This is a genomic window from Photobacterium sanguinicancri (assembly GCF_024346675.1).
Taxonomy (GTDB): Bacteria; Pseudomonadota; Gammaproteobacteria; order Enterobacterales; family Vibrionaceae; genus Photobacterium; species Photobacterium sanguinicancri.
Window position 1 is genome coordinate 2,585,382 of sequence record NZ_AP024850.1, and the last position, 26,298, is coordinate 2,611,679.

The following is a 26,298-nucleotide window of genomic DNA, read 5'->3' on the forward strand; positions in this document are numbered from 1 at the left end:
CTAACGTTTAGTTGGTTTTCGCTTTGTATACTTACGCTTCTTAGTGCCGCCTTTTTTAAATTCTGGCGACTTTAGCTCTCGCAGACTTAGCGGCACTTCACTGGTTTTTACTTTATCCATCAAAGTACTGACTTGCAGCTGAAGTGCATCCATAAAAGGTTTGTAAGCACATTTTTTATCCGCCATATCTTGTAACTGGTGCTCCCAATGCGCGGTCATATCAGGGTAAGTAGACTCTGTCGGCAAAGCATAAATTAACCCCCAGCCTGCATCAGTAGCATGTATATTTTTACCCTCACGCAGCAACAATTGGCGTTTAAATAAAATCTCCATGATACCTGCTCGTGTTGCTTCAGTGCCGAGTCCATCGGTGTCGCGCAGAATTTTTTTCAATGACGCGTCTGAGACAAAGCGGCCGATCCCTGTCATGGCTTGCAGTAACGTGGCCTCGGTAAAGGCTTTTGGCGGCTCTGTCATTTTGTCTTTGATCTCACCTTCGCGACAGGTTAAGACTGTGCCTTTCTCTAGCGGTGGCACCTTATCAGCAAGATCCTCGTCTTTACTCTTATCATCACGACCGAGCAACCCTCGCCAGCCTGCACTCATCAGCTGACGCCCTTTGGCAATAAAAACACCTCCCGCAATAGTAAAGACTAACTTCGCTTCACTATAAACGGCTGCAGGATAAAACTGCATCAAGTACTGACGTGCGATGAGTTGATAAATTTTAGCCTCACCACTGCTCAGGGATGCAGGGTTAACACCTTTAGGCGTGGGAATAATGGCATGGTGAGCATCCACTTTTTTATCGTTCCACGCTTTTGATTTCAGGCTGGTATTCGCCCCTTCACACGCTTGGTTGAGTTCATTGCTGGTTGTTTGAATTGCCTTACAAACATCGTTGGCCTGCTTGAAGTGCTCTACAGGTAAATAACGGCTATCGGAACGCGGGTAAGTGATCACTTTGTGCTTTTCATACAAAGACTGACACGTTGCAAGCACATCGGCGGCACTCATATTGAAGCGTTTCGCGGCATCAATTTGTAATGCAGACAGTGAATACGGCAAAGGGGCGGCTTGGCGCGTTTCTTTACGCTCCGATTCAGTGACTTCGGCAGGCTGACCTTTTATTCGCTCAACAACGTTTTCACACAATTTACGATTAAGTATGCGTCCATCTTCATCTTGATGAGGCTCACAGGCTTTACTTGGCTTCCAACGCGCTCGAATATCGTTATCTTGATAGGGGATTAGAGCGAACACCTCGTAGAAAGGCTTAGGTACAAAATTGGCAATTTCATCATCGCGGCGAGTTACCAAACCTAATACTGGCGTTTGTACACGACCAACCGACAGCACGCCCTTGTAGCCGCCCTTTTGCCCAAGTAAGGTGTATGCCCGTGTCATATTCATTCCGTACAACCAATCGGCACGAGATCGTGCTAACGCTGAAACAGACAAGGGGATAAAATCTCGATTACTGCGCATCGCAGACAAAGCGCGCTTCACCGCACTGGGGTTAAGATCTGAAATCAATAAACGCTGAATTTTTGCTTTTTTAGTAGCTGACACTTTTACGTAATCTATTACTTCATCCACCAGCAGCTGCCCTTCTCTATCAGGGTCACCCGCGTGGACAATGTCTGTCGCTTGCTTGGCTAATTTACGCACCACGCTTAATTGTTGTTTGGCTGATTTTCGTGGGGTGAGTTGCCATTGTTCAGGCAGGATCGGTAAATCGATCATGTTCCACTTTTTATATTTCTCATCGTAGGCATCTGGTTCAACTTGCTCTAACAAGTGACCAATACACCAAGTGACGATATCGCCATTACCTGCTTCAATATAGCCGTTATTATTTTTATGAGGACGAGGGAGTACCGCTGCTATCGCACGGCCAAGGCTAGGTTTTTCAGCAATAAATAAACGAGACATAACAATTATTCGACAAACTTCAATGAGCTGGAGACTTTAACTAAAGCGGAAGACAAGAACAAGAAATACTGGATAAAAAGACAGTAAAGGAAAGCCTCTGCTTCCCTTTTTTATTTATATAACTTACACCGCCCCCAGCTAATAGAGACTGTGATTTTTACAAGTATTCGACAAACTGGCTAAGATCGCGTTCATGCACTTTCGCTTCACGGCAACCCGATGTACCGACATACAGAAAACCCACAATCAGATCGTCGCCTTGTACACCAAGCGACTCACGAACAACTGGGTGGTATGCCCATTTACCCGTACGCCAAAAACCTGCATACCCTTGCGCGACGGCTGCCATTTGCATGGCTTGGGTGGCACAACCAGCAGAGAGGTGCTGTTCAATCACAGGAACTTTGTCATTTTCTGTCACGTTAGCTACAACCGTAATCACCATAGGGGCGCGAAACGGCGCCTTACTTGCCTTTTCAATGGTGGCTTCATCTGCGCCATCAGCTTTTGCCGCTTCCACTAAGATATCGGCTAATTTTGTTAACCCTTCACCCTGCGACACAATAAAACGCCATGGCGTTAGCGCGGCATGATCAGGGGCGCGCAGGCCTGCCCGAAAAATATTGTCGAGTGCTTCATCTTGCGGCGCAGGCTCCATTAACTTAGGTAACGAACGACGATTCAATAACAGTGTGAGCGCATCCATAACAACAACCTTTAATGATAATAATTATTGATTAACAATATCATAACCATTGAGCACCGAGAAGTATCGGTGCTCTTAGTTTAAGTAACGATATACAGCATTAGAGCTTCGCCGCTAACTCAACACCTTGGCGAATAACACGCTTAGCATCAACTTCACCCGCGACATCGGCACCGCCAATGACACTAACTTTTACATTGGCAGCTTCAAGCTGGTCTGTTAGTACATTGACGGATGTTTGGCCAGCACAAACAATAATATTATCGACTGGAAGTACGCGTGATTGCCCTTCAACTGTGATATGCAACCCTTGCTCATCAACCTTGTCATAGCTGACGCCACCAAGGAGTTCGACCCCACGTTTCTCCAATACTTTTTTATGGATCCAACCCGTGGTTTTCCCCGGCCCTTTACCAACACGTCCCGGTTTACGCTGCATTAGCCATACCTGACGCTGGCTAACATACTCTTCATGCGGGTATAAACCACCAGCATGACTAATATCGGTATCAATTCCCCAATCTTGCAACCAGTCCTCTAGGGCTTGATGTTCTGGCTCTGTCAGCATCGTGGACACATCCACACCAATACCACCAGCACCAATGACCGCCACTTTCTGGCCTACTTCAACCTTGTCACGAATTAGCGTTTGGTAATCAACCACTTTGTCACTGTCTTTCAGACCAGGAATCGGCGGCATACGAGGCTGCACCCCTGTCGCTACAATGACTTCATCATAATCTTTGAGCTCATCCAATGTTGCGGCATGACCCAGCTTCACATTGACACCCGTCTGCTCTAAACGGCGGCTAAAATAACGAATTGTCTCTTTGAATTCTTCTTTACCGGGAATTTGCATTGCCAAATTAAACTGACCGCCGATGTAATCGTTTTTCTCAAACAAATCAACACTAAAACCACGCTCTGCGGCGGCACTCGCACAAGCCAGCCCCGCAGGCCCAGCCCCGACAACCGCCACTTTTCGTTTATTGACCGCTGGCGTCAATATTAATTCGGTCTCATAACAGGCTTGTGGGTTCACTAAACAACTCGCGCGCTTACCGACAAAAACATGATCAAGACACGCTTGATTACAACCAATACAAGTATTGATATCGTCGGCTCTATTTTGTTCTGCTTTATTGACGAACTCAGCATCTGCCAAGAACGGCCGAGCCATCGAGACCATGTCCGCTTGTCCACCCGCTAAAATACCTTCAGCTACATCTGGCGTATTAATACGATTACAGGTGACTAACGGAATGTTCACTTCATTTTTTAGCTTTTCAGTTACCCAAGCAAACGCAGCACGCGGCACTTGCGTAGCAATCGTTGGGACGCGTGCTTCATGCCAGCCAATGCCCGTATTCAAAATAGTCACACCCGCAGACTCAAGCGCTTTTGCCAGCATCACCACTTCTTCATGAGTACTGCCTTGCTCAACTAAGTCCAACATAGACAAACGAAAAACGATGATAAAATCATTACCCGTACGTTTTCTTACTGCTTTCACCAACTCGATAGGAAAACGCATACGGTTTTCATAGCTACCGCCCCAATCATCATAACGATGGTTCGAACGCTGACAGATAAATTGATTAATCAAATACCCTTCAGATCCCATCAACTCCACGCCGTCATAGCCTGCTTCCCGTGCTAATTCTGCACTTTTAGCAAACGCCTCAATGGTTTTGTTAATTTGACGAACACTCATCTTACTTGGGGTAAATTTCGCTATTGGTGAGCGAATAGCAGAGGCACTCACCGCAAAAGGATGTAGGGCATAACGACCAGCATGAAGCAGCTGTATCGCGATCTTTCCGCCCTCTTCATGCACCGCATCGGTGATCGTACGGTGTGCTCTAGCTTGACGAGCTGAACTAAATTCAGCACTTAATGGATGCAATCGGCCACGAAAGTTAGGTGAGAAACCTCCCGTTACAATCAATCCCACACCACCACGGGCACGAGCTGCATAAAAGGCAGACAGCTTTTTAAAGCCATCACGAGATTCTTCAAGCCCAGTGTGCATTGATCCCATCAACACACGATTCTTTAGTTGCGTAAAACCAAGATCCAAGGGCGCGAGTAAGTGTGGGTAAGATTTATCGTTCATGGCTTCCATTCTTTTCTAATTATGGTCAGACCAGTATATGGTCAACAAACAACAAATTTCAAACATCTGTTTACATTAACGCAACAAAGCATGATCTGTGCAAGGATTTTTAGAGAAAATCGTGACCGAAATGTTTGATCACTTATGAAAAATCGAACGTATTAACGCTATGTAGGTCTTAACCTAACATACGGATATAGGTGAAAAATTGTGACATAGCGCTTTCCTGCGTTAGGATAAGAGCAGGAATCATTATCAGGACGCTTCATGAAAATGTTATTTAAAGGGATCGGGAAGATTTTCCGCGCTCTATGGAAACTACTCAGCTTCACTCGTCAGCTTATTCTTAATCTGTTTTTCTTGGCTTTTGTTGGCATCATCATATTTGCCTTCACACAAGGAACGGAAGAGCCAGTACAGGCAACGAAATCAGCGCTTGTGCTCGATTTAGCTGGCCCTATTGTTGAGCAACGCAGCATTATCAGCCCTGTTGATCAACTCACCAGTAATGCGCTAGGCCGCCCACAAGTACAAGAAAATGTCTTGTTTGATATTGTTGATACCATTCGACACGCATCAACAGATAACAACATCACAGGCTTAGTACTGAATCTGAAAGACATGGCAGGGACTAATCTCACCAAACTGCGCTATATCGCTAAAGCGATTAACGAGTTTAAAGAGGCGGGTAAACCTGTTTACGCCTTTGGTGATAATTTCAGCCAAAGCCAGTACTACCTTGCAAGCTACGCAGACAAAGTCTTTATGTCACCAGACGGTGGCGTATTATTAACAGGCTACGGTAGCTACACTCTCTACTATAGAAGCCTACTCGACAAGTTAGACGTGAATACGCATGTATTCCGTGTGGGCACCTACAAATCATTTGTTGAACCTTACACTCGCGACAGCATGTCAGACGCTGCACGTGAAGCCAATACTGCATGGTTAAACCAATTGTGGGGCGCTTACACGCAAGATGTAGCCGCTAACCGCCAAATAGAAGCATCGGCACTCTCACCTGAACTTGATGATTTTGTTAAGCAGTTGAAGGCTGTAAATGGTGACTTTGCAAAACTAACATTAAACATGGGATTAGTTGATGAGCTAGTGAGCCGTCCTCTACTTCTACAAAAGTTAGTCGACGCTTTTGGTAGCGATGATAACGATAGCTTTAAACAAATCAGCTACTACGACTACATGCCAACTGTGATGCCTGCTGAACTTCCAAGCAGCAACAAAATTGCCGTTGTCGTCGCAAGTGGTGCAATCGTAGATGGTGATGGTCGCCAACAAGGCACTATTGCCGGTGACACCACAGCAGCAATGCTTCGTGATGCACGTCTAGATGATAATGTTAAAGCGGTAATTTTACGTGTTGATAGCCCTGGCGGCAGTGCATTTGCGTCTGAAGTCATCCGTAATCAAGTTGATGCATTAAAGCAAGCAGGCAAACCTGTCGTCGTGTCAATGTCGAGCCTAGCAGCATCGGGGGGTTACTGGATTTCATCAAGTGCCGACAAGATCATTGCTCAACCAACAACTATCACTGGTTCAATCGGTATTTTCGCCATTTTAACGACCTTCGAAAAAGGCTTGGAAAAAATGGGCGTTTATAACGATGGTGTCGGTACAACACCTTTCGCTGGTGTTGGCGTCACCCGTGAACTACCAGAAGGTGTCGCGCAAGTCTTCCAGCTTGGTGTTGAACACGGCTATCAGCGTTTTATTGGTTTAGTTAGCCAGTACCGAAATATGTCTCTTGATCAAGCGGACCATATTGCACAAGGGCGTGTATGGACGGGTAAAGATGCAATGGATCTTGGCCTTGTCGATCAGCTCGGTGATTTTGATGATGCTATTGCGGCGGCAGCAAACCTTGCTGAACTTGATAGCTACGAACTGCAATGGATAACTGAAGAACTAACACCTGCTGAACTCTTTTTGCAGAGCTTTACAGCCAAGATCAATGTTCATTTACATAATATCTTGTTGGGACAAGTTCCTTCAGCATTACAGCCTGTAGCACACCAAGTTGCAACAGACCTAACCACATTAAATAACTTTAATGATCCAAAAGGGCAATATGCTTTCTGCCTAAACTGCACCAATAGTGAAAAGTGAGATCAGCCCAGCAACGCTGGGCTTTTTTTACCGTGCGTTAACCGTATAATGCGCGCACCAAACCGATAAAAAGCTGTACTGAATTATGGAAAGAAAACACATTTACATTGCTTATACTGGCGGCACAATTGGCATGCAGAAGTCAGACCATGGTTACGTTCCTGTTGCGGGGTTCATGGAAAAGCAACTAGCAAGCATGCCAGAATTCCATCGTTCAGAAATGCCAAAATTTACTATCCATGAATACGAGCCTCTGATCGATTCTTCGGATATGACGCCAGCGGATTGGCAGCGCATTGCTGATGATATTAAAGAAAACTACGACGACTACGACGGTTTCATCATTCTTCATGGTACGGATACCATGGCGTACACAGCGTCAGCTTTGTCGTTTATGTTTGATAACCTAGATAAGCCAGTGATCGTTACTGGTTCGCAAATCCCAATTGCAGAGATCCGTTCAGATGGCCAAAGTAACCTACTGAACTCTTTGCATGTTGCTGCAAATTACCCAATTAACGAAGTAACTGTGTTCTTTAACAACCAATTAATTCGTGGTAACCGCAGTACGAAAGCCCACGCAGATGGTTTTGGTGCATTCATTTCACCAAACCTACCACCTTTGCTTGAGGCGGGGATCAATATTCAAGTTAACAATGTAGAAGTTGATAAAAAGCCCGATGCACCGTTTAAAGTACATAACATCACACCACAACCAATTGGTGTTATTACTATGTATCCAGGTATTTCGCCGGAAGTTATTCGCAACACACTTCGTCAACCCGTTAATGCTATGATTTTGCTTACTTTTGGTGTGGGTAACGCCCCACAAAATCCAGATTTGTTAGCACAATTGAAAGAAGCAACAGATCGCGGTGTTATTGTCATCAACCTAACACAGTGCCTATCAGGTAAAGTGAATATGGGTGGCTACGCAACAGGCTGTGCACTGGCAGATGCAGGTGTTTTGAGCGGTTACGATATGACGCCAGAAGCTGCGTTAGCAAAACTACATTACCTGCTGTCGAAGAACCTACCAGCAGAAACGGTACGTAGCATGATGCAGCAAGACCTACGTGGTGAGCTGACTCACTAACGTAGTGAACTCAAGTTTTTGCCCTCTAAGAGCTGCGTATGCAGCTCTTTGTTTCTCCGCTTCCTCATATCTCAACTACACTTAGTAGCACTGAAAATACACAAGAATACGTTACTGTCGATACGGTAATACTTCATGTAATCACAATCAAAGTAATACTCTTAATCTGGATAAGTCGAACGATTACCTGAGAGAAACTTATGATCCTACACGGTGCTTCAATTTCCCCTTTTGTCAGAAAAATCATGCTATCGCTCGCCTATAAAGGCATTAGCTATCAACTCGAGCCCTTAAATCCATTTTTAGAAAAAGAACTCGCTCACAAACGCCACCCCATGGGAAAAGTGCCAGTTCTTGAGCATGATGGCCAAAGCATTATGGACTCGACTGTCATCGCCCATTACCTTGATGATCTCTACCCTGTACCCCCACTGTACTCTGGTGATGCCAAGGTACGCGCAAAAATCAGATGGCTAGAAGAGTACGCAGATACGCGATTAACATCACTCGTGAGCGGTGTCTTGTTTTACCAGAAGATCATGCGAGGCAAGATGCTAAATAAAGATGTTGATGAAGAAGCCATTGAACAATGCATCCAACATCACCTGCCACTTGCACTTCAATACCTTGAAGAGCAAATGCCTAACAGTGGGTTCATTGGTGAACATTTTTCAATGGCAGAGATCAGTGTGTGGAGTATTTTACGTAATGGCTGGATGGCAGGCTTACGCGTAGAATCAGACTACCCTAAATTACACGCCTATTTAATGATGATTGAACAAGAACCCATTGTCGCCAATATGGTGAGTGAAGAAGACCATGAACTACGGGGATTCTATTGCTCCCCTATCAGTCTAAAAAGCACCTAACATCGCATACCTTTTCATTATTACTTAGCATTTTACTGCTAAGTTCTACACGTACAATTGGCCTATAGCTCACTATGGTTGAAGCGTGCAATATCGTCGACTGAACCCGTTGGTTCATTCTCACCAAAATCGCGCTTGAGTTCCGCTTTCGACTTAAACTTAATTTCACCGCCAACTTCGATGCTCATATGCTCTGCATCTTGATTATTACGGGATTGGTATAACATTACTGCCTGCATTGTTGCGTCACGCTGCTCTTGCGTTAATGCTGTTCCATCGGGCCATTTGCCAATTTCTACCGCTGTCATCAAACGTTGATAAACTTCTGGTGTCATCGCTTGTAATATTTGTTCTAGATCCATTCCAACTCTCCATATCAGCAGTGCTGCTTCGATTAAATCAATGAACCACATCACCAAACAAATCTAGCTCGGCTAAGTGTGCATTGCGCTACCTTTAATGAGTGGTACGTAACAGTCAAGTCACAGTATGAATAGTGCATTTCTGATCACAAATTCCACCACCAATAATACGAGTATTAACACGAGAAAGTATCAAGAACGAGCATTTTATCTCGATGAGAATTCACTCAAAAACCACATTAGAACGAAATCTTTCCTGAACAACTATCACAATTTACTATGTTTTCATCGCCTACCTGCCGCTTTCATATAGAATGAACCCCCATAAGGTTAAACTATGCGAGCTTCACCTAACATGCGTGCAAACACCAATTCAAAGTCAATGAATTCAACAGTCAAAATAAAGGCAACAACATTCAAATTTCTGACTGTTATGGGTTGCACACTGGCACTGAGTGGCTGCTTTGAACGCCACCGTTCGACAGACAGCTTATGTGAATCTTATCCGGAAATTTGCGCACAATTGAATGTTAATGACGGTCAATGTCGCTTACAACGCGCCAGCTTGATCTGGAAACGTTATGACGTGTTAAAAAACCCAATTGATAGCGAGAAATTTAAAGAGCTGAAATTCACTCATAGCTATCAAATGTGTTTAGAGTATGCCGCGCGTATCGAACCGACCGAACTGAAAGAACGTAAAAGTAATCGTATGAAAGCACTAATTCATAGCTATGATGCGATAGATCGCCTTAATGCCGAGCTCGAAAATTCCATCGACCCCGAAATCATTTATTACCGATGGTCACAAGGTGACAAACGCGCAATGCGCCAATTTTTACGATTGGAGGGGAAACCCGCATTAGAAACACCGGATCTACAGCTCGCACTCGCCACTTATTACAGTGGTAAAGATCAAAGCAAAACCGTAAGTATTTTGTTGCATGCCCTATCACTGTACACAAAAGGGGAAACGGTAAAACCTGAGATCATTCAATCTTTAGCCACCATCCACCATCAACAGAAAAATAACGAGCATGCCTACCTTTGGTCAATTGTTGGTGCTGAATTTAATATGCCTGTCGCTAATAAAGAAAAGCTAGCTAGCTTCTATCCAATGACAGATGAAAAGCGAGAGCAAATAGAACAACATGCAAAAGTCGTGATCAAAGCACTTAAACGCGGAACGTTCACCGCATCTCTTGGCCAATAAAGCCCTCTAGCGAAAACATCACCCTTGCAGTGCAATCTCCGCCCTTCCCTCAAAAAATAACAACAATAAAAAAGGTACCGCTCTGGGTACCTTTAGTTTTGTAAGAATATTTCATCTTTTTTAGAACAGCATCATGCTTTAAATTGCAACGACACTGAGTTAACACAATAACGCTCGCCCGTTGTTTGAGGGCCATCAGGGAATACATGCCCCAAATGGCTATCACATTCTGCACAACGAATTTCTGTTCGGCTCATCCCATGCGAGTTGTCTTCAATGTATCGAATAGCACTTTTTTCTATCGGGGCATCAAAGCTAGGCCAGCCACAACCTGAATCATATTTATTATTCGATTGAAATAATGGCGCTTCACAACATGTGCAATGATAAACACCCGTTTCACGATTATGCAGAAGCGTGCCACTAAACGGCGCTTCAGTACCTTGTTCACGACAGACTTGATACTGTTCAGGGGATAATTTCTCTCGCCAGTACGCATCGTTTTTATTAGTCATTGTAATTCCTGTCTCTTCCTTTTAACACTGAGCAACATTTTTACGGCTCTTTTCTAATCATACTACGCCACAATAAATTCGCTACCCATGGTTAGAGGACGATGCATTATCATGACAAGTATTCGTAGTTTGCTCACTCTTATCTCACAACAACAAGAACCCGCTCTTAAGATTTTGCTTAAAAAGTTGCCAATTCACACTTATGTGGCACATACTTTTTGCGCTATGAGTGTTTAGTTACCGAATTAATCGAAGTGCACGCAAAAAATAGATTTGCTCAATATTAAAAGTTAACAACGTCAATGGTGATTAATTAAACAAGTTTCGTATGATTTGTCGGCGATGTAGTGGGAATGTAAAAAAATTCCGAACTTTTTTTTGACCTCAAGCAATTTAACCGCCTTTTTTGCTTGCAGCGTCACTCAGTATTCTGTAATTTTACTACCAGTTATCTTTCATTAGAAATTAAGTTGTGGAGCAACTACAATGACTATCAAAGTAGGTATTAATGGTTTTGGCCGTATCGGTCGTTTTGTTTTCCGTGCAGCGCAAGAGCGCAACGACATCGAAGTTGTTGGTATCAACGACCTAATCGACGTTGACTACATGGCATACATGCTTAAGTACGATTCAACTCACGGCCGTTTCAACGGTACTGTTGAAGTTGAAGGCGGTAACCTAATCGTTAACGGTAAAACTGTACGTGTAACTGCTGAGCGTAACCCTGAAGATCTTAAGTGGGATGCAATCAACGTTGACGTAGTTGCTGAAGCAACTGGTCTTTTCCTAACTGACGAGACTGCACGTAAGCACATCACTGCTGGTGCTAAGAAAGTTGTTCTTACTGGTCCTTCAAAAGACGCAACTCCAATGTTCGTAATGGGTGTTAACGACTCTACTTACGCTGGCCAAGACATCGTTTCTAACGCTTCTTGTACTACTAACTGTCTAGCACCTGTTGCTAAAGTTCTTAACGACAAGTTCGGTATCGAATCTGGTCTTATGACTACAGTTCACGCAACTACAGCTACTCAAAAAACTGTAGATGGCCCTTCTGCTAAAGACTGGCGTGGTGGTCGTGGTGCTTCTCAGAACATCATCCCATCTTCAACTGGTGCTGCTAAAGCTGTAGGCGTTGTTCTTCCTGAACTAAACGGCCTTCTAACTGGTATGGCTTTCCGCGTACCAACTGCAAACGTTTCTGTTGTTGACCTTACAGTTAACCTAAAAACTGCTGCATCTTACGAAACTATCTGTGCTGCTATGAAAGAAGCATCAGAAGGCGAGCTTAAGGGTGTACTTGGTTACACTGAAGACGCTGTTGTTTCTCAAGATTTCATCGGTGAAGTTCAAACTTCAGTATTCGATGCTAAAGCTGGTGTTGCGCTAACTGACAAATTCGTTAAAGTTGTAGCTTGGTACGACAACGAAATCGGTTACTCAAACAAAGTTCTAGACCTAATCGCACATATCTCTAAGTAATTAATACTTAGTAAGCGATGACAAAAGGCGGCTCTTGAGTCGCCTTTTTTGTACCTGCTCGTTAGCCATACCCAAATGTCATTGGATCTGCGACTCTCCGCCCCTCAAATACCAGCATATCCCTTCACTTATGCATGGTTTAGCGCTTATCGAATTCAACTATTCTTATAATAAATAAAATCGAGTAACAAATTTAACAAATAAGTTTTAATTTATATTGATATTTTTTAAAGAAAAATAAGTGTCATCTTATATCGTTTTTTATACATATTTACTCCATTAAACTGCTATATAAGATGCTATTAGTAAGGAAATGATCATGGATTTACGTAATCTCCCAACTATCAATGCCCTTTCAGATGCTGTTACTGTATGTGAATACAATGGCGTTAAAATTATTCGAGTGATCCACAACACCGTTGAAGCCGGGATCTCACTGCATGGCGGCCACTTAATATGGTTCAAACCAGCAAACCAAGACGATGTGATTTGGTTGAGTGAAGAGGCCATCATAGACCCAAACAAAGCCATTCGTGGTGGTATTCCTGTTTGCTGGCCATGGTTTGGTAAAGCTGGCACCCCATCACACGGTTTTGCACGTAACAGCCAGTGGGCAATCAAAGAGCACCGTGAAAACGAGACTGGTGTCATCGTTGCCCTGAGCCTGCAAGATTCAGATGCAACACGCGAAATCTGGCCGCATAAATTCGAACTAACGATCACTTTCGAGTTAGGCGAAAGCTTAAAAGTAAGCCTTACGTCTACCAATACCGATGATCACGCTTGGTCTTATGGCGGTGCACTCCATACTTATTTCGATATTGCAGATATCACAAAAGCACACCTAACGGGAATGGGCGCTCCTTACATCGATGGTGTTCAAGGTGGCGTTCAAGTGGAAGGTGGAAATGCACTCTTGATCACCCAAGAAGTTGATCGTGTATATACAGCACCAGAAGCAATCATTGCGATTCACGACACCCCTCGTCAACGCCAAATATTGGTTGAAAACCAAGGCCATAACGCAGCTGTTATTTGGAACCCATGGCAGGCGCTGTGTGAAAATATGGCAGACATGGCAACCAATAGCTTCGAGACTATGGTTTGTGTTGAATCAACTATCCACGGCGAAGGCGTAACATTAGCACCAAATGAATCTCACACCTTATCGACAACCGTGAGCTTAGCTGCTGAATAACGCGAAAAATGAGGGGCGGTAGCAATACCGCTTCTCGCTAATATAGCCTAGTGTTGATTCCCTGCCCTATGCCAACATACTAGTATTGGCTTCAATCAAAACCCAACCATTACCATCTGGATCGGCAAAGGTTGCAAAACGGCCACTCAATAGCGTCACAATTTCAGATAATCCAACCCCACGACCGCTCAACTCATTATATGTTGATGTAATATCGTCAGTTTGCACCACCAGCCCCTGTACAGACCCTGCTTTCATTCCCGCAAAAGGCCTGACCAAACTAATGGTTGTCTCTGCACCTTTTGGTGCAAGCTGTACCCAACGCTTATCATCATTTGCACAGTGATCACGAATTAGCTCAAACCCTAATGCATCCCGATAAAATACTAATGCTTGCGCTTGATCCGATACTGGAATGGAAACAGTATCAACGCGAGAAATACTCATAAATGCAGCTCCCCAAAATAAAACCACTTATCTAGCTTAAGTCAGAGTTGTTGATTCAGCTCACAAAAAAAGCATCTTAGCTAAGAAATATTCCGTGAATACAAGCAAAGCGCGATAACGCTTTATCATCAAGCTGTTAATTGTCTCAATAATGCATCACTCTCAAAAAAAGCGAAATAATCCGCCGTCTATCAAGACTTCTTGTTCAAATCTCGAAGATGCATTTGTTTTGCAGTTATAGATACCGCATAAGAAAGTATTTTCAATCTATACGACTAAGCATCAAATCAAGTTCTCACATCACAAAATCGTTAAACAAATGTAAAGATTTTCCATCTAAACCTTCTTGCGAAAGCGATTTTTAAAGAGGATAGTAAGAATGTGTACAAAGATTACGCAATTTTTCATTGTCACCTAGCTTAGGAAATTTATTTAAAAACCAACAACTCAGTGACGCAATTTGATCAGTTAGGTCTAGTCTTAAATATATGAGGGATGTGAAAGTTATTTGTTTTCGTCCTTTCTAATTGATAAGAGAACGATTCAGGGGGCATACCATGAGTATTTTTGACCATTATCGTCAACGCTATGAAGAGTCCAAGGATGAAGAGCTTTCATTGCAAGAATTCCTTGAAATTTGTCGTAACGACCGAAGCGCATACGTAAACGCTGCCGAACGCCTACTTATGGCGATTGGTGAACCAGAAATGATTGATACAGCTCAAGACCCACGCTTGAGCCGCCTATTCTCTAACCGTGTGATCTCACGTTATAAAACGTTTGAAGATTTTTATGGTATGGAAGAAGCAATTGAACAAATCGTTTCTTACCTTAAGCATGCTGCGCAAGGTCTAGAAGAACGCAAACAAATCCTATACTTACTGGGCCCTGTCGGGGGCGGTAAATCTTCACTGGCTGAAAAGCTAAAAAGCTTAATGCAAAAAGTACCAGTTTACGTACTGACAGCAGACGGCGTTCGCAGCCCAGTAAACGATCACCCATTTAGCCTGTTTGATAAAAACGAAGATGGCGATCTTCTTAATAAAGAATATGCCATTCCAGAACGCTACCTCAATACCATCATGTCACCATGGGCAGCTAAACGTTTACACGAATTTGGTGGTGACATTACCAAGTTCCGCGTTGTAAAAGTACGTCCATCCATCTTAGATCAAGTGGGTATTGCCAAAACCGAACCTGGTGATGAGAACAACCAAGATATTTCATCGCTAGTTGGTAAAGTGGATATTCGCCAACTAGAGCATTTCTCGCAAGATGATCCAGATGCCTACAGTTATTCCGGTGCGCTTTGTAAAGCAAACCAAGGTTTGATGGAATTTGTAGAGATGTTTAAAGCACCACTAAAAGTGCTTCACCCTCTACTAACCGCGACGCAAGAAGGTAACTATAACGGTACAGAAGGCCTATCAGCCCTACCGTATGAAGGGATTATTCTTGCTCACTCGAATGAATCAGAGTGGCAAACCTTCCGTAATAACAAGAGCAATGAAGCCTTCCTCGATCGTGTCTACATCGTGAAAGTGCCTTACTGTTTACGTATTTCGGAAGAAACTCGAATTTACGAAAAACTACTTCAAAACAGTGAGTTATCAAGTGCTCCTTGCTCGCCAAGCACACTCGATATTCTTGCTCGCTTCTCGGTACTTTCTCGTCTAAAAGAGCCAGAGAATTCAAGCCTCTTCTCAAAAATGCGTGTTTATGATGGTGAGACCCTCAAAGATACGGATCCAAAAGCGAAATCGTACCAGGAGTATCGTGATTACGCAGGGGTCGATGAAGGTATGAACGGCCTATCTACGCGTTTTGCTTTTAAGATCTTATCTCGTGTCTTTAACTTTGACCATTCAGAAGTGGCCGCTAACCCCGTTCATCTGTTCTATGTTCTTGAACAGCAAATTGAACGTGAGCAGTTCCCACAAGAAGTCGCTGAAAAATACCTTGAGTTCCTAAAAGGATACTTGATTCCTAAGTACGTTGAATTTATTGGTAAAGAAATTCAAACCGCTTACTTAGAATCTTACTCTGAGTATGGCCAGAACATCTTTGACCGCTATGTCAGCTATGCCGATTTCTGGATTCAAGATCAAGAGTATCGCGATCCTGAAACAGGTCAACTTTTCGACCGCTCTGCGCTTAATAACGAGCTAGAGAAAATCGAAAAGCCAGCGGGTATCAGTAACCCTAAAGACTTCCGTAACGAAATCGTCAACTTTGTTCTACGTGCTCGTGCCAGTAATGAAGGGAAAAATCCCAACTGGACCAGCTATGAAAAACTGCGCACCGTTATCGAGAAAAAAATGTTCTCGAATACCGAGGAACTGCTCCCAGTTATTTCTTTCAATGCCAAAACCTCTACCGACGAGCAGAAAAAACACGATGATTTCGTTGCTCGTATGATGGAGAAAGGCTACACCCGCAAGCAAGTGCGTTTGCTATCTGAATGGTACCTACGCGTTCGTAAATCATCGTAGCCGGTTGAATAGAAGTATGAGGGGGAGCTTATGGCGCATTTTATAGATCGCAGGCTCAATGGTAAAAATAAAAGCACGGTGAATCGCCAGCGCTTTTTACGCCGCCACAAACAGCAGATTAAAGAATCTATTGCTGATGCGGTTAATAAGCGTTCGATCACTGATGTTGAGAGTGGGGAGAATATCACTATCCCTTCTCGTGATATCAAAGAGCCGAGCTTTCACCAAGGCCGTGGTGGACAACGTGAAGTTGTCCACCCGGGCAACGACCAATTCTCTCCAGGTGACCGCATTGAACGCCCCCAAGGAGGGGCGGGACAAGGCGGTTCAGGAGAAGGTCAAGCCAGCCAAGACGGTGAAGGCCAAGATGAATTTGTATTCCAAATTTCCAAAGATGAGTACCTCGATTTACTGTTTGAAGATTTGGAGCTACCTAACCTAGAAAAAAATCAGATGAATAAAGTCGTCGAATGGAAAACGTTCCGTTCAGGCTATAAATCATCAGGTGTGCCATCCAATATCGCGATTGTGAAATCGCTACAGAATTCGTTGGCACGACGTACAGCGATGACAGCAGCAAAACGCCGTCATTTACGTGAACTTGAAGCGGAACTTGAGCAGCTTAAATCAACTGAACCTGCCCAACCTTTTGAAGAGGAACGCGTAAAACAAGATATCCAAGCGCTGCGCGAAAAAATCAACCGTGTACCGTTTATTGATACCTTTGATTTACGGTACAAAAATTATGAACGTCGCCCACTACCCACCAGCCAAGCAGTGATGTTCTGCTTAATGGATGTATCGGGGTCGATGGATCAAGCAACAAAAGATATTGCTAAACGCTTCTACATCTTGCTGTATTTATTCTTGAATCGAACATACAAGAATGTCGATGTGGTCTTTATTCGCCACCATACACAAGCAAAAGAAGTCGATGAGCATGAGTTTTTCTACTCCCAAGAAACAGGTGGCACGATTGTATCCAGTGCTTTACGCATGATGGATGACATTATCAAGAAACGTTACCCTCCTGGCGAGTGGAATGTCTATGCAGCTCAAGCCTCTGATGGGGATAACTGGGCAGATGATTCACCTGGTTGTCGTCAATTATTAAAAGAGAGTATTTTGCCAGTAACACGCTACTACTCTTATATCGAAATCACTCGCCGTGCGCACCAAACGCTCTGGCGTGAATACGAAACACTGCAAGGCAGTCACGCTAACTTTGCTATGCAGAACATACGGACGGTGGATGACATATTCCCTGTATTCAGGGAGCTATTTAAAAAACAAGTAAGTTAATAGCTGGATGTCAACGCGCTTAGGGGAGTGAGTTATGGTGACAACAACAAAGACAAAGCCACTCGATGATGGTCCAGATTGGACGTTTGATCTGCTTGACCAATATCATAAAGAGATAAAACGTGTCGCTGACCACTACCGGCTTGATGCGTATCCCAATCAGATTGAGATCATCACTGCTGAGCAGATGATGGATGCTTACTCAAGTATTGGGATGCCAATCAATTACCACCACTGGTCATTCGGCAAACGTTTTATTGAAACTGAACGTGGCTATAAACACGGCCAAATGGGATTGGCATATGAGATCGTAATTAACTCAGATCCCTGTATCTCTTATTTAATGGAAGAGAATACGATAACCATGCAAGCGTTGGTAATGGCGCATGCCTGCTATGGTCATAACTCTTTCTTCAAAGGCAATTACTTGTTTCAAACATGGACGGATGCAAGTTCGATCATCGATTACTTACTGTTTGCTCGAAAATACATTACCGACTGTGAAGAAAAGTACGGCGTGGAAGATGTTGAGCGTTTGCTAGACTCCTGTCATGCACTGATGAATTTTGGCGTCGATCGCTACAAGCGTCCACAAAAAATATCATTAGTTGAAGAAACCGCGCGCCAAAAAGCACGCGAAGATTACCTGCAAACACAGGTAAATGCTTTATGGCGTACAATTCCAGTACAAGAGGATAAAACCGATGTATCAGAGGAACACCGCTTCCCTGCTGAGCCACAGGAAAACATCCTTTACTTCATTGAAAAACATGCGCCACTACTTGAACCTTGGCAACGTGAAATTGTGCGAATTGTGCGTAAAGTAAGCCAATACTTCTACCCGCAAAAACAAACCCAAGTCATGAATGAAGGCTGGGCGACGTTCTGGCATTACACGATTTTGAATCACCTTTATGACGAAGGTTTAGTGACCGACCGTTTCATCCTAGAGTTCTTACACAGCCATACCAGTGTGGTTGCACAACCAGAATATAATAGCCCGTATTACAGTGGTATTAACCCGTATGCGTTAGGTTTTGCTATGTTCCAAGATATCCGTCGGATCTGTGAAAATCCAACGGAAGAAGATAAGCACTGGTTCCCTGACATTGCAGGTAAAGATTGGTTAGATACGCTTCACTTTGCGATGGAAAACTTCAAAGATGAAAGCTTTATCAGTCAGTTTTTATCACCGAAAGTGATGCGTGACTTTAAACTGTTTGCCGTGGATGACGATGACCGCCATAACTATGTGGAAGTCAGTGCTATTCATAACGAGGAAGGCTATCGGATGATCCGAGAGAAGCTCTCTTCACAGTATAATTTAAGTAACAATGAGCCTAACCTTCAAGTATGGAATGTCGCGCTTAACGGTGACCGTTCACTGACTTTACGCTACATACCACACAACAGAATTCCACTAGCCGAAAGTCACCCCGAAGTGCTGAAGCATATGTACCGTCTATGGGGATTTGATATTACGTTAGAAGAAGAGTTGAGCGATGGACGAAGCCAAATTCTAGGGACATGCCCAGTGCGTAATACACAATTTGGTTCTGATATTTAATTAAGTGATACAATTTATATACAGCACATAAAATTAAAGCGTGATATATCAGTTACCACTGATTTATCACGCTTTTTTTGCTGAATAACAACAATTATTTATACGAAAAACCAATTACCTACACAGGGAAAGTATAAGAATATTAAGGGTTTTCGCTTGAAATTATTGTTCTTCCTCATGCATGTAGCGGCCAATCTCTTCACGGTTGTTATACCAAATAACACCGCTGTCTCGGCCGTATTTTTTGATTCTTTCCGCGACTAATTCATGCTGATGATTATCACAGATCGCTTTCAAATCACGGTAGAACTCAAGTGCAAGTTCACACGCTTCTTGGCTCATGAAGTAATAACCGCCTACGCGGGTATAAATCTTACGTAAGCCATTAATCGTTAATACATATAGTGTATTACCCGACTTAGCTGCCATACCTTGGAATAAAAGGTAGTCGTAGTAGTTGAAAGCACGTGCACGACAAATCGCTTCGCACAGTTCAGGTTGATCTTTACCGTACTTATCTGTGATTTTCTTCACTTCACTCAACAACTGAATTTTTGCTTCGTTGTCTTCGATGTAGGCAGTAAAAGATTCAGCTGCTAGCAATGATTCACATGAGTGAATGATTGAATCAATTAGCTCACTTGATTCTTCGCTATTGCCTTTCACTGCATAACGCATGAAGACACTACTTATATCGGTACGAGCTGAAAGCAAATCAGTTAGTACACGTTGTACATCTTGCCCGTCTAGCGTCACAAGTGTATCAAGAATACTTAAGCCCGATGTGTCCATAAAATTATTTACACGGGTTGGTTTACCGTGTTGGATGGTTAACCAACCATCACGCGCTAGTCGTTGTAATACTTCTCGTAACGTGGTGCGCGTTACACCAATAAGTTCCGAAAGTTCACGTTCAGCAGGCAGGATTGAACCTTGAGGAAAGTGATTATTCCAGATACTTTCAATGATGTATTTCTCAGCAAATGTTGCTGGACTATCAGCCTTTATAACCATTTAATTCTTTTTCCAATCGCTTCTTGCTTATACTTATAAACTCATCATACCACCAGAAAAGGATATGACGAAATTTGCCAAAATGCTCAATCTTATTTTACTTTTAACACAAGCAAAAATTTGACGTAACGCAAATTATATTGAAAGCAATAAATGTAAATTGCAGGGCTGGAATTCTGGCACATCAGAACTCCCGTTTTGGAATGAAATTGCAGTAAAATAAAGTTGTTCATCACACACAACTTGACTGATCCAGATCAAACTGTACAGTTAGCACCGAAAGAACTGGGAGCTGAATGGAAGCTGCTGCCTGCTTTAAGTTAAACACCATATATAATGATGTTTAGCTTAGAGGGTCTCACTAGAATATTTAACCACTCATCAATGGTTGAGCCTTCTCTCTTGACTATAAAGGCATGACAGCTGCCAGATCATGTATACCTTTTAGGTTCTATCTATTTAACCTTGGTATCCTTCTGGGTATTTTTATTAGTTTGCGTTTATAACAAGAGACCTGATACATGGCTATTTCGCTGGGAAACGCCTTCGTTAAGAATTTTTTAGGCAAAGCACCTGATTGGTATAAAGTTGCGATCATTTCGTTTCTAATCATCAACCCAATCGTATTTTTTGTAATCGACCCTTTTACTGCTGGCTGGTTACTCGTTATTGAGTTTATTTTCACGCTAGCAATGGCGTTGAAGTGTTACCCGCTACAACCCGGTGGTTTATTGGCGATAGAAGCTGTCGCCATTGGCATGACCAGCCCCGAACAAGTGAAACATGAACTTGTGGCTAATATTGAAGTGTTATTACTCTTGGTCTTTATGGTCGCTGGTATTTACTTCATGAAGCAGCTCCTGCTTTTCATTTTCACCAAAATACTGATCGGCATTCGTTCTAAAATCCTACTTTCACTGTCTTTTTGTATCATGGCGGCTTTTTTATCAGCCTTCCTTGATGCGCTGACCGTTATTGCCGTTGTCATCAGTGTTACCGTAGGCTTCTACAGCATTTATCACAAGGTTGCCTCGGGACAAGAGCCCCATGCGGCCCATGACCACACGACGGATAGTAACATCCATGAAGTGAGCCGTGATGACTTAGAAAACTACCGCGCTTTCCTACGTAGCTTGCTAATGCATGCCGGTGTAGGTACGGCTCTGGGTGGCGTAATGACCATGGTGGGTGAACCGCAAAACTTGATCATTGCTGACCAAGCAGGCTGGCTTTTCGGTGAATTTATTCTACGTATGGCCCCAGTAACTATTCCTGTGTTTTTCTGCGGTATGCTAACTTGTGTGTTAGTCGAAAAATTCCACCTTTGTGGTTACGGTGCCGCATTGCCTGAAAACGTTCGTAAGATTCTGGTTGATTTTGATAACGAAGAACGTAAAAGCCGTACTAATCTAGATTACGCAAAACTGATTGTTCAAGCGATCATCGCGGTATGGTTAATCGTAGGCTTGGCAATGCACTTAGCCGCTGTGGGTTTAATCGGTTTAACCGTAATCATTTTCGCGACATCGTTTACTGGTATTACTGAAGAGCATGCGCTTGGTAAAGCCTTTGAAGAAGCATTGCCGTTTACGGCGCTGTTGGCCGTGTTCTTCTCTGTCGTTGCCGTTATTATCGATCAGCAGCTATTCACGCCAATCATTACTTGGGTATTAAGCCTAGAAGGTAGTGCGCAGCTAACCATGTTCTATGTGGCCAATGGTCTACTGTCGATGGTGTCTGATAACGTATTTGTGGGTACGGTTTACATTAACGAAGTTAAATCTGCACTACTTCATGGTGTAATCTCTCGCGACCAATTCGATATGCTAGCCGTGGCGATTAATACCGGTACTAACTTACCATCAGTCGCAACGCCAAATGGTCAAGCCGCTTTCTTATTTGTTCTAACGTCAGCACTTGCACCGTTAATTCGCCTATCTTACGGTCGTATGGTGTACATGGCACTGCCATACACTATCGTACTAACTCTCGTCGGCTTAGCAGGGATTGAATTCATGCTAGTGCCAATGACGGAATGGTTCTACGATATGGGCTGGTTAGTTCACAACACAGCTGAAGCCGTATCAACAATTGCACCGGCTGCTGGACATTAATTGAATTTTACGTCACTTTAATGGTCTGACTACCAACAAAGCCCTGATTTGTCAGGGCTTTGTTATATTATATTTATCCAACTGACCTATACGCCAATGCGTTTATTACGCTGGCATATGAACTAATTGAAGAGACGATTCAATGCAATTTTTATATTCATTCTCTAAACGTCGCTCATCGTGGCTATTACTGCTGGCATTTATAGTCTTTTTTGAAGGAAGTGCGCTTTTCTTTCAGCACGGAATGAAGCTACCGCCATGTGTAATGTGTATCTACGAACGTGTCGCTATGTTTGGTATAGCTATTGCGGCATTGATTGGTTTAACTGCCCCTCATAACCCAATTGTGCGTTGGTTGGGCTTAGCGGGCTGGGGCTATAGTGCTTATGAAGGTCTTATGCTGTCGATCAAGCATGTCGATTATCAACTAAACCCATCGCCATTCAACACTTGTGATCTTTTCGTCCAGTTCCCAAGCTGGGCACCATTAAACCAATGGATACCTGGTGTATTTGAAGCTTACGGTGACTGTGGAAAAGTCGTGTGGATGTTCATGGGCCAAACGATGCCGCAATGGTTAGTTATTATCTTTGCGGCAAACTTAGTCGCACTTGCGATTATCGTTATCGCACAGCTTGTTGGTTTCAAAGCAAAAAAAGAAGCATAACCACCTGTGACAAACTCTGCGGTAATAAACCACTAAAAATCAAAAAGGCGTTCACTGTGAAGTGAACGCCTTTTCATTACATGAGGCTATTATGCTTGCGCGATCAGAGCATCAACAATAGGGTAATCAGCTGGGCATAAGGTGTAATCTTTGATATGTGATTTCGCCACCCATACCATGGCTTGATGGCTATAAAGTACACACTCTCCCGACAACCAGTGACTGATGTAGCCTTTTAACTCAATGATCTTATCACCATAGTCAAATACGCTATCAGCCAGCCAAGTGCCAGTTTGAGTTTGAATCGCCAACTCTTCAGTAAGCTCACGCTCAAGTGCTTGCTCTGGTGTTTCATTATGTTCCACTTTACCGCCTGGAAACTCCCACAGCCCGCCTTGGCTCGCACTATCAAACCGTTGTGCTAATAAATACAGCCCATCTTTTTCTATTACACCTGCTACCACGGTGATACATGGCTTTTCATTCGTCGCCATAACAAATTACTTACCGCAGCACTGCTTGAATTTCTTACCACTGCCACACAGACAAGGATCATTACGGCCGATATTCTTATATGGGTTGACGGCAACAGCGCCAGTCCCAATTTGCAGTTCATCAGCAGCCATCACAACTTCTGTTAGCATGATTTCAAGTTGCGGATATAAAGCCGAAGGTGCAGGCATATTATTAATACCAGCCGCTTCCATCTGTGCCAGCGTCTCTTCTTCATTCATCGCTAACATCAACGTTGTGATCAACGCCGACAACATGTTCATTGTACCGCCAGCTAACGTCTGCTCAGACCATGCAGGTTCAATATGTGGCCATACGGATAGAAAGCCCTCAGCAAAATGCGCCAAGCTTTCGCTTACCCCCTCCGCTTCGCTCCAGCAAACTTCAGCAGGTAAGTCATACTCTCCGGCTTTAATATGACGGTATTGCAGCTCAAAATGGTTTAACACCGCCACTTTGTGCTCATCAGACATAGCAACGCCAAGATCCGCTGTATCACCTTCTAGCAGAACAGGAAGCCACACCTCTGGCTCCAAAGGCTTAGGGTTTGCATTCGCGGCTAATAGTGCGCCTTCAATAAATGCTGCAGGCATGCCTTCCCAATCAGTAGGAAGCGTCATTAATGTCATCATGGAGTAATCCGATTAATCAAACTGTAGTTTAACGCGGATTATACAGCACTCATCATTCGCTGCCAGTTACCTAAAAGCGAAACGACTTTTAAGATAGGTCAATAAAATTGAATCTTTTTATGTAAAAGTGTTGAAACAAAACATAATTAGAGGCAAAACTACGCATTAGTAAATATGCTGACAAGGTAAAGGACACGAATAATGCAGGGAAAAGTGCACGCAGTGATTGCAGGAGCCAGTGGTTTAGTTGGTGATGAATTACTTCATCAGTTACTGGCGCATGATGACATTGCCACCGTATATTCAATTGCTCGTAGAGAGTTACCGTTCCGTAGTAAAAAGCTAGTGCAAGTCATCCACCCTGAATTGCGAGTGACCGAATGGGAAGCGTCAGCCCCCACTCCTCAAATCGGTTTTATTTGTTTAGGTACCACCCGAAAACTGGCAGGATCTAACGCTGCCTTAAAAGCCGTTGACTTTCAATTAGTCAAAGACGTGGCCTCTACCATGAAGATGCTTGGGGTAAACCATATCATTGTTGTCTCAAGCTTATTTGCCCATCCTTTGTCACCTTCCCATTACTTACGTTGCAAAGGCAAGATGGAACGTGCAGTCAAAAGTATGGGGTTTGAACATTGCACCTTTGTTCGCCCTGGCCCATTGAAAGGCGAACGCTCTAAACCTCGTAAAGATGAGGCTTTTATTCAAGGGCTTTTCGATACTCTTCACCCTTTAATGGCAGGCCCTTTCGCGAACCTCACCCCTATTCCTGCGGATCAAGTCGCAAAGATCATGCTGACCCATGCGCTCAATCCCGCAAATGAATCATCACCAACCACCATAGTTGCTGGAAAAGATCTCTTCGCCTAGATGACATTGCTCGCATTCCCCACTACAATCACGCCCCTTCAATAGGTGGGATGAAAAAATAGTCATGCGAGTAATATTAGGGCCGATGGAAGGCGTCTTGGATCATTTGATGCGCGAGATGCTTACCGAAATCAACGATTATGATTTATGCGTGACAGAGTTCATTCGCATAGTCGACCAGTTATTACCTAATAGTGTCTACCACCGCTTTTGCCCTGAACTGCGCCAAGGTGGTAAAACGCAAGCTGGAACGCCAGTTCGTATTCAGTTACTTGGCCAAGACCCACATTGGATGGCAGAGAACGCCTATCGCGCCCATCAGTTAGGGTCTGCTGGCGTAGACATCAATTTCGGTTGCCCTGCAAAATCGGTGAATAAAAGCCGTGGTGGTGCTGTACTGCTGAAAGATCCAGAACAAATTTATCAAATCGTAAAATCAGTACGTGAAGCCGTTCACCCAACAAAGCCTGTGACAGCGAAAGTACGCTTGGGTTGGGATGATCCTAACCACTGCTTTGAAATTGCCGATGCTGTTCAACAAGCAGGTGCAGATGAAATTGCCATTCACGCACGAACTAAAATCGATGGTTACAAAGCAGACACAATCAAGTGGGATTATATTGGGCAGCTACGCCAACGCTTACGCATGCCGATTATCGCCAATGGTGAAGTGTGGAATTACCAAGATGGGCAACGCTGCATAGAAGCAACCCAAACCGATGCGTTAATGGTTTGCCGTGGTGCCCTAAACCTGCCTAACTTATGTAATGTCGTTAAACATAATCATGCACATATGCCATGGCCTGATGTTTTAGCACTACTACTCAAATATTCAGAGTATGAGATCAAGGGCGACAAAGGGCTATATTATCCGAACCGTGTCAAACAATGGTTCGCTTACCTACGCCACGAATACCCACAAGCTAAAGAGCTGTTCGTTGATATTCGTAGCCTGAATAAAACAGCGCCGATTATCGAGATCTTACAACGAGCACATGATAGCGAACAGTAATCAGACTAATCATCTGGATAGTTAGAGTGAAGCGTCTCAAGGTTAAATCCAG

Annotated in this window: 22 protein-coding genes; 13 read left to right on the top strand and 9 right to left on the bottom strand. The window is 43.6% G+C overall.

Features of this window, described 5'->3' with window-relative positions:
- The 3 genes from OCU87_RS12015 to OCU87_RS12025 form a co-directional block, all read right to left on the bottom strand.
- Positions 1 to 1,935, bottom strand: a complete 1,935-nt coding sequence (locus OCU87_RS12015; protein ID WP_261857241.1) for a DNA topoisomerase III — start codon at positions 1,933 to 1,935, stop codon at positions 1 to 3.
- A 157-nt stretch (positions 1,936 to 2,092) separates the two neighbouring features.
- Positions 2,093 to 2,641, bottom strand: a complete 549-nt coding sequence (locus OCU87_RS12020; protein WP_261857242.1) for an NAD(P)H nitroreductase — start codon at positions 2,639 to 2,641, stop codon at positions 2,093 to 2,095.
- Between the two features lie 100 nt (positions 2,642 to 2,741).
- Positions 2,742 to 4,757, bottom strand: a complete 2,016-nt coding sequence (locus OCU87_RS12025) for an NADPH-dependent 2,4-dienoyl-CoA reductase (protein WP_261857243.1) — start codon at positions 4,755 to 4,757, stop codon at positions 2,742 to 2,744.
- Between the two features lie 267 nt (positions 4,758 to 5,024).
- Here OCU87_RS12025 and sppA point away from each other — a divergent pair, with 267 nt between their 5' ends.
- From sppA to OCU87_RS12040, 3 genes are all read left to right on the top strand, one after another.
- Positions 5,025 to 6,881 carry a signal peptide peptidase SppA gene (sppA, locus tag OCU87_RS12030; RefSeq protein ID WP_261857244.1) on the top strand — a complete coding sequence of 619 codons (1,857 nt, stop codon included), beginning with the start codon at positions 5,025 to 5,027 and terminating at the stop codon, positions 6,879 to 6,881.
- Between the two features lie 85 nt (positions 6,882 to 6,966).
- Positions 6,967 to 7,977 carry an asparaginase gene (gene ansA / locus OCU87_RS12035; protein WP_062690983.1) on the top strand — a complete coding sequence of 337 codons (1,011 nt, stop codon included), beginning with the start codon at positions 6,967 to 6,969 and terminating at the stop codon, positions 7,975 to 7,977.
- Positions 7,978 to 8,177: 200 nt separating this feature from the next.
- Positions 8,178 to 8,846 (top strand): glutathione S-transferase family protein, encoded by a 669-nt coding sequence (locus OCU87_RS12040; protein WP_261857245.1) that lies wholly within the window; start codon positions 8,178 to 8,180, stop codon positions 8,844 to 8,846.
- A gap of 62 nt (positions 8,847 to 8,908) precedes the next feature.
- On the opposite strand, the gene OCU87_RS12045 is transcribed toward OCU87_RS12040, so the two are convergent.
- Positions 8,909 to 9,208: a YeaC family protein gene (locus OCU87_RS12045; RefSeq protein ID WP_261857246.1), complete on the bottom strand. Its 300-nt coding sequence runs from the start codon at positions 9,206 to 9,208 to the stop codon at positions 8,909 to 8,911.
- A 337-nt stretch (positions 9,209 to 9,545) separates the two neighbouring features.
- On the opposite strand from OCU87_RS12045, the gene OCU87_RS12050 reads away from it, so the two are divergent.
- Positions 9,546 to 10,421: a DUF2989 domain-containing protein gene (locus OCU87_RS12050; RefSeq protein WP_261857247.1), complete on the top strand. Its 876-nt coding sequence runs from the start codon at positions 9,546 to 9,548 to the stop codon at positions 10,419 to 10,421.
- Between the two features lie 131 nt (positions 10,422 to 10,552).
- On the opposite strand, the gene msrB is transcribed toward OCU87_RS12050, so the two are convergent.
- Positions 10,553 to 10,936, bottom strand: coding sequence for a peptide-methionine (R)-S-oxide reductase MsrB (gene msrB / locus OCU87_RS12055; RefSeq protein WP_062690980.1), 384 nt, complete (start codon positions 10,934 to 10,936; stop codon positions 10,553 to 10,555).
- A 486-nt stretch (positions 10,937 to 11,422) separates the two neighbouring features.
- On the opposite strand from msrB, the gene gap reads away from it, so the two are divergent.
- On the top strand, positions 11,423 to 12,418 hold the full coding sequence (gap, locus tag OCU87_RS12060) for a type I glyceraldehyde-3-phosphate dehydrogenase (RefSeq protein WP_094958017.1): 996 nt from the start codon (positions 11,423 to 11,425) through the stop codon (positions 12,416 to 12,418).
- Between the two features lie 319 nt (positions 12,419 to 12,737).
- Positions 12,738 to 13,616, top strand: coding sequence for a D-hexose-6-phosphate mutarotase (locus OCU87_RS12065; protein WP_261857248.1), 879 nt, complete (start codon positions 12,738 to 12,740; stop codon positions 13,614 to 13,616).
- 66 nt (positions 13,617 to 13,682) lie between these two features.
- Here the strand turns inward: OCU87_RS12065 and OCU87_RS12070 are convergent, their stop codons facing one another.
- On the bottom strand, positions 13,683 to 14,063 hold the full coding sequence (locus OCU87_RS12070) for a VOC family protein (protein ID WP_062690978.1): 381 nt from the start codon (positions 14,061 to 14,063) through the stop codon (positions 13,683 to 13,685).
- Between the two features lie 557 nt (positions 14,064 to 14,620).
- Between OCU87_RS12070 and OCU87_RS12075 the strand changes: the two genes are divergently transcribed.
- Genes OCU87_RS12075 through OCU87_RS12085 form a run of 3 tightly spaced genes read left to right on the top strand, consistent with a single transcriptional unit; the run spans position 14,621 to position 19,424 of the window.
- Positions 14,621 to 16,555, top strand: a complete 1,935-nt coding sequence (locus OCU87_RS12075) for a PrkA family serine protein kinase (protein WP_094957000.1) — start codon at positions 14,621 to 14,623, stop codon at positions 16,553 to 16,555.
- Between the two features lie 30 nt (positions 16,556 to 16,585).
- Positions 16,586 to 17,857 carry a YeaH/YhbH family protein gene (locus OCU87_RS12080; RefSeq protein ID WP_094956999.1) on the top strand — a complete coding sequence of 424 codons (1,272 nt, stop codon included), beginning with the start codon at positions 16,586 to 16,588 and terminating at the stop codon, positions 17,855 to 17,857.
- 34 nt (positions 17,858 to 17,891) lie between these two features.
- A complete protein-coding gene (locus OCU87_RS12085; RefSeq protein ID WP_062690977.1) occupies positions 17,892 to 19,424 on the top strand; it encodes a SpoVR family protein in 1,533 nt (510 codons plus the stop codon).
- A 162-nt stretch (positions 19,425 to 19,586) separates the two neighbouring features.
- Here the strand turns inward: OCU87_RS12085 and fadR are convergent, their stop codons facing one another.
- Positions 19,587 to 20,438 (bottom strand): fatty acid metabolism transcriptional regulator FadR, encoded by an 852-nt coding sequence (fadR, locus tag OCU87_RS12090; protein WP_062690976.1) that lies wholly within the window; start codon positions 20,436 to 20,438, stop codon positions 19,587 to 19,589.
- Positions 20,439 to 20,959: 521 nt separating this feature from the next.
- On the opposite strand from fadR, the gene nhaB reads away from it, so the two are divergent.
- Both nhaB and dsbB read left to right on the top strand, forming a co-directional pair.
- A complete protein-coding gene (nhaB, locus tag OCU87_RS12095; RefSeq protein WP_261857249.1) occupies positions 20,960 to 22,552 on the top strand; it encodes a Na(+)/H(+) antiporter NhaB in 1,593 nt (530 codons plus the stop codon).
- Between the two features lie 142 nt (positions 22,553 to 22,694).
- Positions 22,695 to 23,219: a disulfide bond formation protein DsbB gene (dsbB, locus tag OCU87_RS12100; protein ID WP_261857250.1), complete on the top strand. Its 525-nt coding sequence runs from the start codon at positions 22,695 to 22,697 to the stop codon at positions 23,217 to 23,219.
- An 89-nt stretch (positions 23,220 to 23,308) separates the two neighbouring features.
- On the opposite strand, the gene OCU87_RS12105 is transcribed toward dsbB, so the two are convergent.
- Both OCU87_RS12105 and OCU87_RS12110 read right to left on the bottom strand, forming a co-directional pair.
- Positions 23,309 to 23,713 (bottom strand): (deoxy)nucleoside triphosphate pyrophosphohydrolase, encoded by a 405-nt coding sequence (locus OCU87_RS12105; protein ID WP_261857251.1) that lies wholly within the window; start codon positions 23,711 to 23,713, stop codon positions 23,309 to 23,311.
- Positions 23,714 to 23,719: 6 nt separating this feature from the next.
- Positions 23,720 to 24,364 carry a YecA family protein gene (locus OCU87_RS12110; protein WP_094956995.1) on the bottom strand — a complete coding sequence of 215 codons (645 nt, stop codon included), beginning with the start codon at positions 24,362 to 24,364 and terminating at the stop codon, positions 23,720 to 23,722.
- A gap of 201 nt (positions 24,365 to 24,565) precedes the next feature.
- Between OCU87_RS12110 and OCU87_RS12115 the strand changes: the two genes are divergently transcribed.
- Together OCU87_RS12115 and dusC are read left to right on the top strand one after the other, a co-directional pair.
- Entirely contained in the window at positions 24,566 to 25,234 is a 669-nt protein-coding gene (locus OCU87_RS12115) for an NAD(P)H-binding protein (RefSeq protein ID WP_094956994.1), read from the top strand.
- Between the two features lie 64 nt (positions 25,235 to 25,298).
- On the top strand, positions 25,299 to 26,246 hold the full coding sequence (dusC, locus tag OCU87_RS12120; protein ID WP_261857252.1) for a tRNA dihydrouridine(16) synthase DusC: 948 nt from the start codon (positions 25,299 to 25,301) through the stop codon (positions 26,244 to 26,246).
- Positions 26,247 to 26,298 lie beyond the last annotated feature (52 nt).

Coding starts and splice junctions, on each gene's coding strand:
- nhaB (WP_261857249.1), top strand. CDS start 20,960: ATGGCTATTTCGCTGGGAAACGCCTTCGTTAAGAATTTTTTAGGCAAA.
- OCU87_RS12105 (WP_261857251.1), bottom strand. CDS start 23,713: ATGGCGACGAATGAAAAGCCATGTATCACCGTGGTAGCAGGTGTAATA.
- OCU87_RS12025 (WP_261857243.1), bottom strand. CDS start 4,757: ATGAACGATAAATCTTACCCACACTTACTCGCGCCCTTGGATCTTGGT.
- OCU87_RS12040 (WP_261857245.1), top strand. CDS start 8,178: ATGATCCTACACGGTGCTTCAATTTCCCCTTTTGTCAGAAAAATCATG.
- OCU87_RS12115 (WP_094956994.1), top strand. CDS start 24,566: ATGCAGGGAAAAGTGCACGCAGTGATTGCAGGAGCCAGTGGTTTAGTT.
- OCU87_RS12080 (WP_094956999.1), top strand. CDS start 16,586: ATGGCGCATTTTATAGATCGCAGGCTCAATGGTAAAAATAAAAGCACG.
- sppA (WP_261857244.1), top strand. CDS start 5,025: ATGAAAATGTTATTTAAAGGGATCGGGAAGATTTTCCGCGCTCTATGG.
- OCU87_RS12075 (WP_094957000.1), top strand. CDS start 14,621: ATGAGTATTTTTGACCATTATCGTCAACGCTATGAAGAGTCCAAGGAT.
- OCU87_RS12065 (WP_261857248.1), top strand. CDS start 12,738: ATGGATTTACGTAATCTCCCAACTATCAATGCCCTTTCAGATGCTGTT.
- dsbB (WP_261857250.1), top strand. CDS start 22,695: ATGCAATTTTTATATTCATTCTCTAAACGTCGCTCATCGTGGCTATTA.
- OCU87_RS12020 (WP_261857242.1), bottom strand. CDS start 2,641: ATGGATGCGCTCACACTGTTATTGAATCGTCGTTCGTTACCTAAGTTA.
- ansA (WP_062690983.1), top strand. CDS start 6,967: ATGGAAAGAAAACACATTTACATTGCTTATACTGGCGGCACAATTGGC.
- OCU87_RS12085 (WP_062690977.1), top strand. CDS start 17,892: ATGGTGACAACAACAAAGACAAAGCCACTCGATGATGGTCCAGATTGG.
- fadR (WP_062690976.1), bottom strand. CDS start 20,438: ATGGTTATAAAGGCTGATAGTCCAGCAACATTTGCTGAGAAATACATC.
- gap (WP_094958017.1), top strand. CDS start 11,423: ATGACTATCAAAGTAGGTATTAATGGTTTTGGCCGTATCGGTCGTTTT.
- dusC (WP_261857252.1), top strand. CDS start 25,299: ATGCGAGTAATATTAGGGCCGATGGAAGGCGTCTTGGATCATTTGATG.
- OCU87_RS12050 (WP_261857247.1), top strand. CDS start 9,546: ATGCGAGCTTCACCTAACATGCGTGCAAACACCAATTCAAAGTCAATG.
- OCU87_RS12045 (WP_261857246.1), bottom strand. CDS start 9,208: ATGGATCTAGAACAAATATTACAAGCGATGACACCAGAAGTTTATCAA.
- msrB (WP_062690980.1), bottom strand. CDS start 10,936: ATGACTAATAAAAACGATGCGTACTGGCGAGAGAAATTATCCCCTGAA.
- OCU87_RS12015 (WP_261857241.1), bottom strand. CDS start 1,935: ATGTCTCGTTTATTTATTGCTGAAAAACCTAGCCTTGGCCGTGCGATA.
- OCU87_RS12070 (WP_062690978.1), bottom strand. CDS start 14,063: ATGAGTATTTCTCGCGTTGATACTGTTTCCATTCCAGTATCGGATCAA.
- OCU87_RS12110 (WP_094956995.1), bottom strand. CDS start 24,364: ATGATGACATTAATGACGCTTCCTACTGATTGGGAAGGCATGCCTGCA.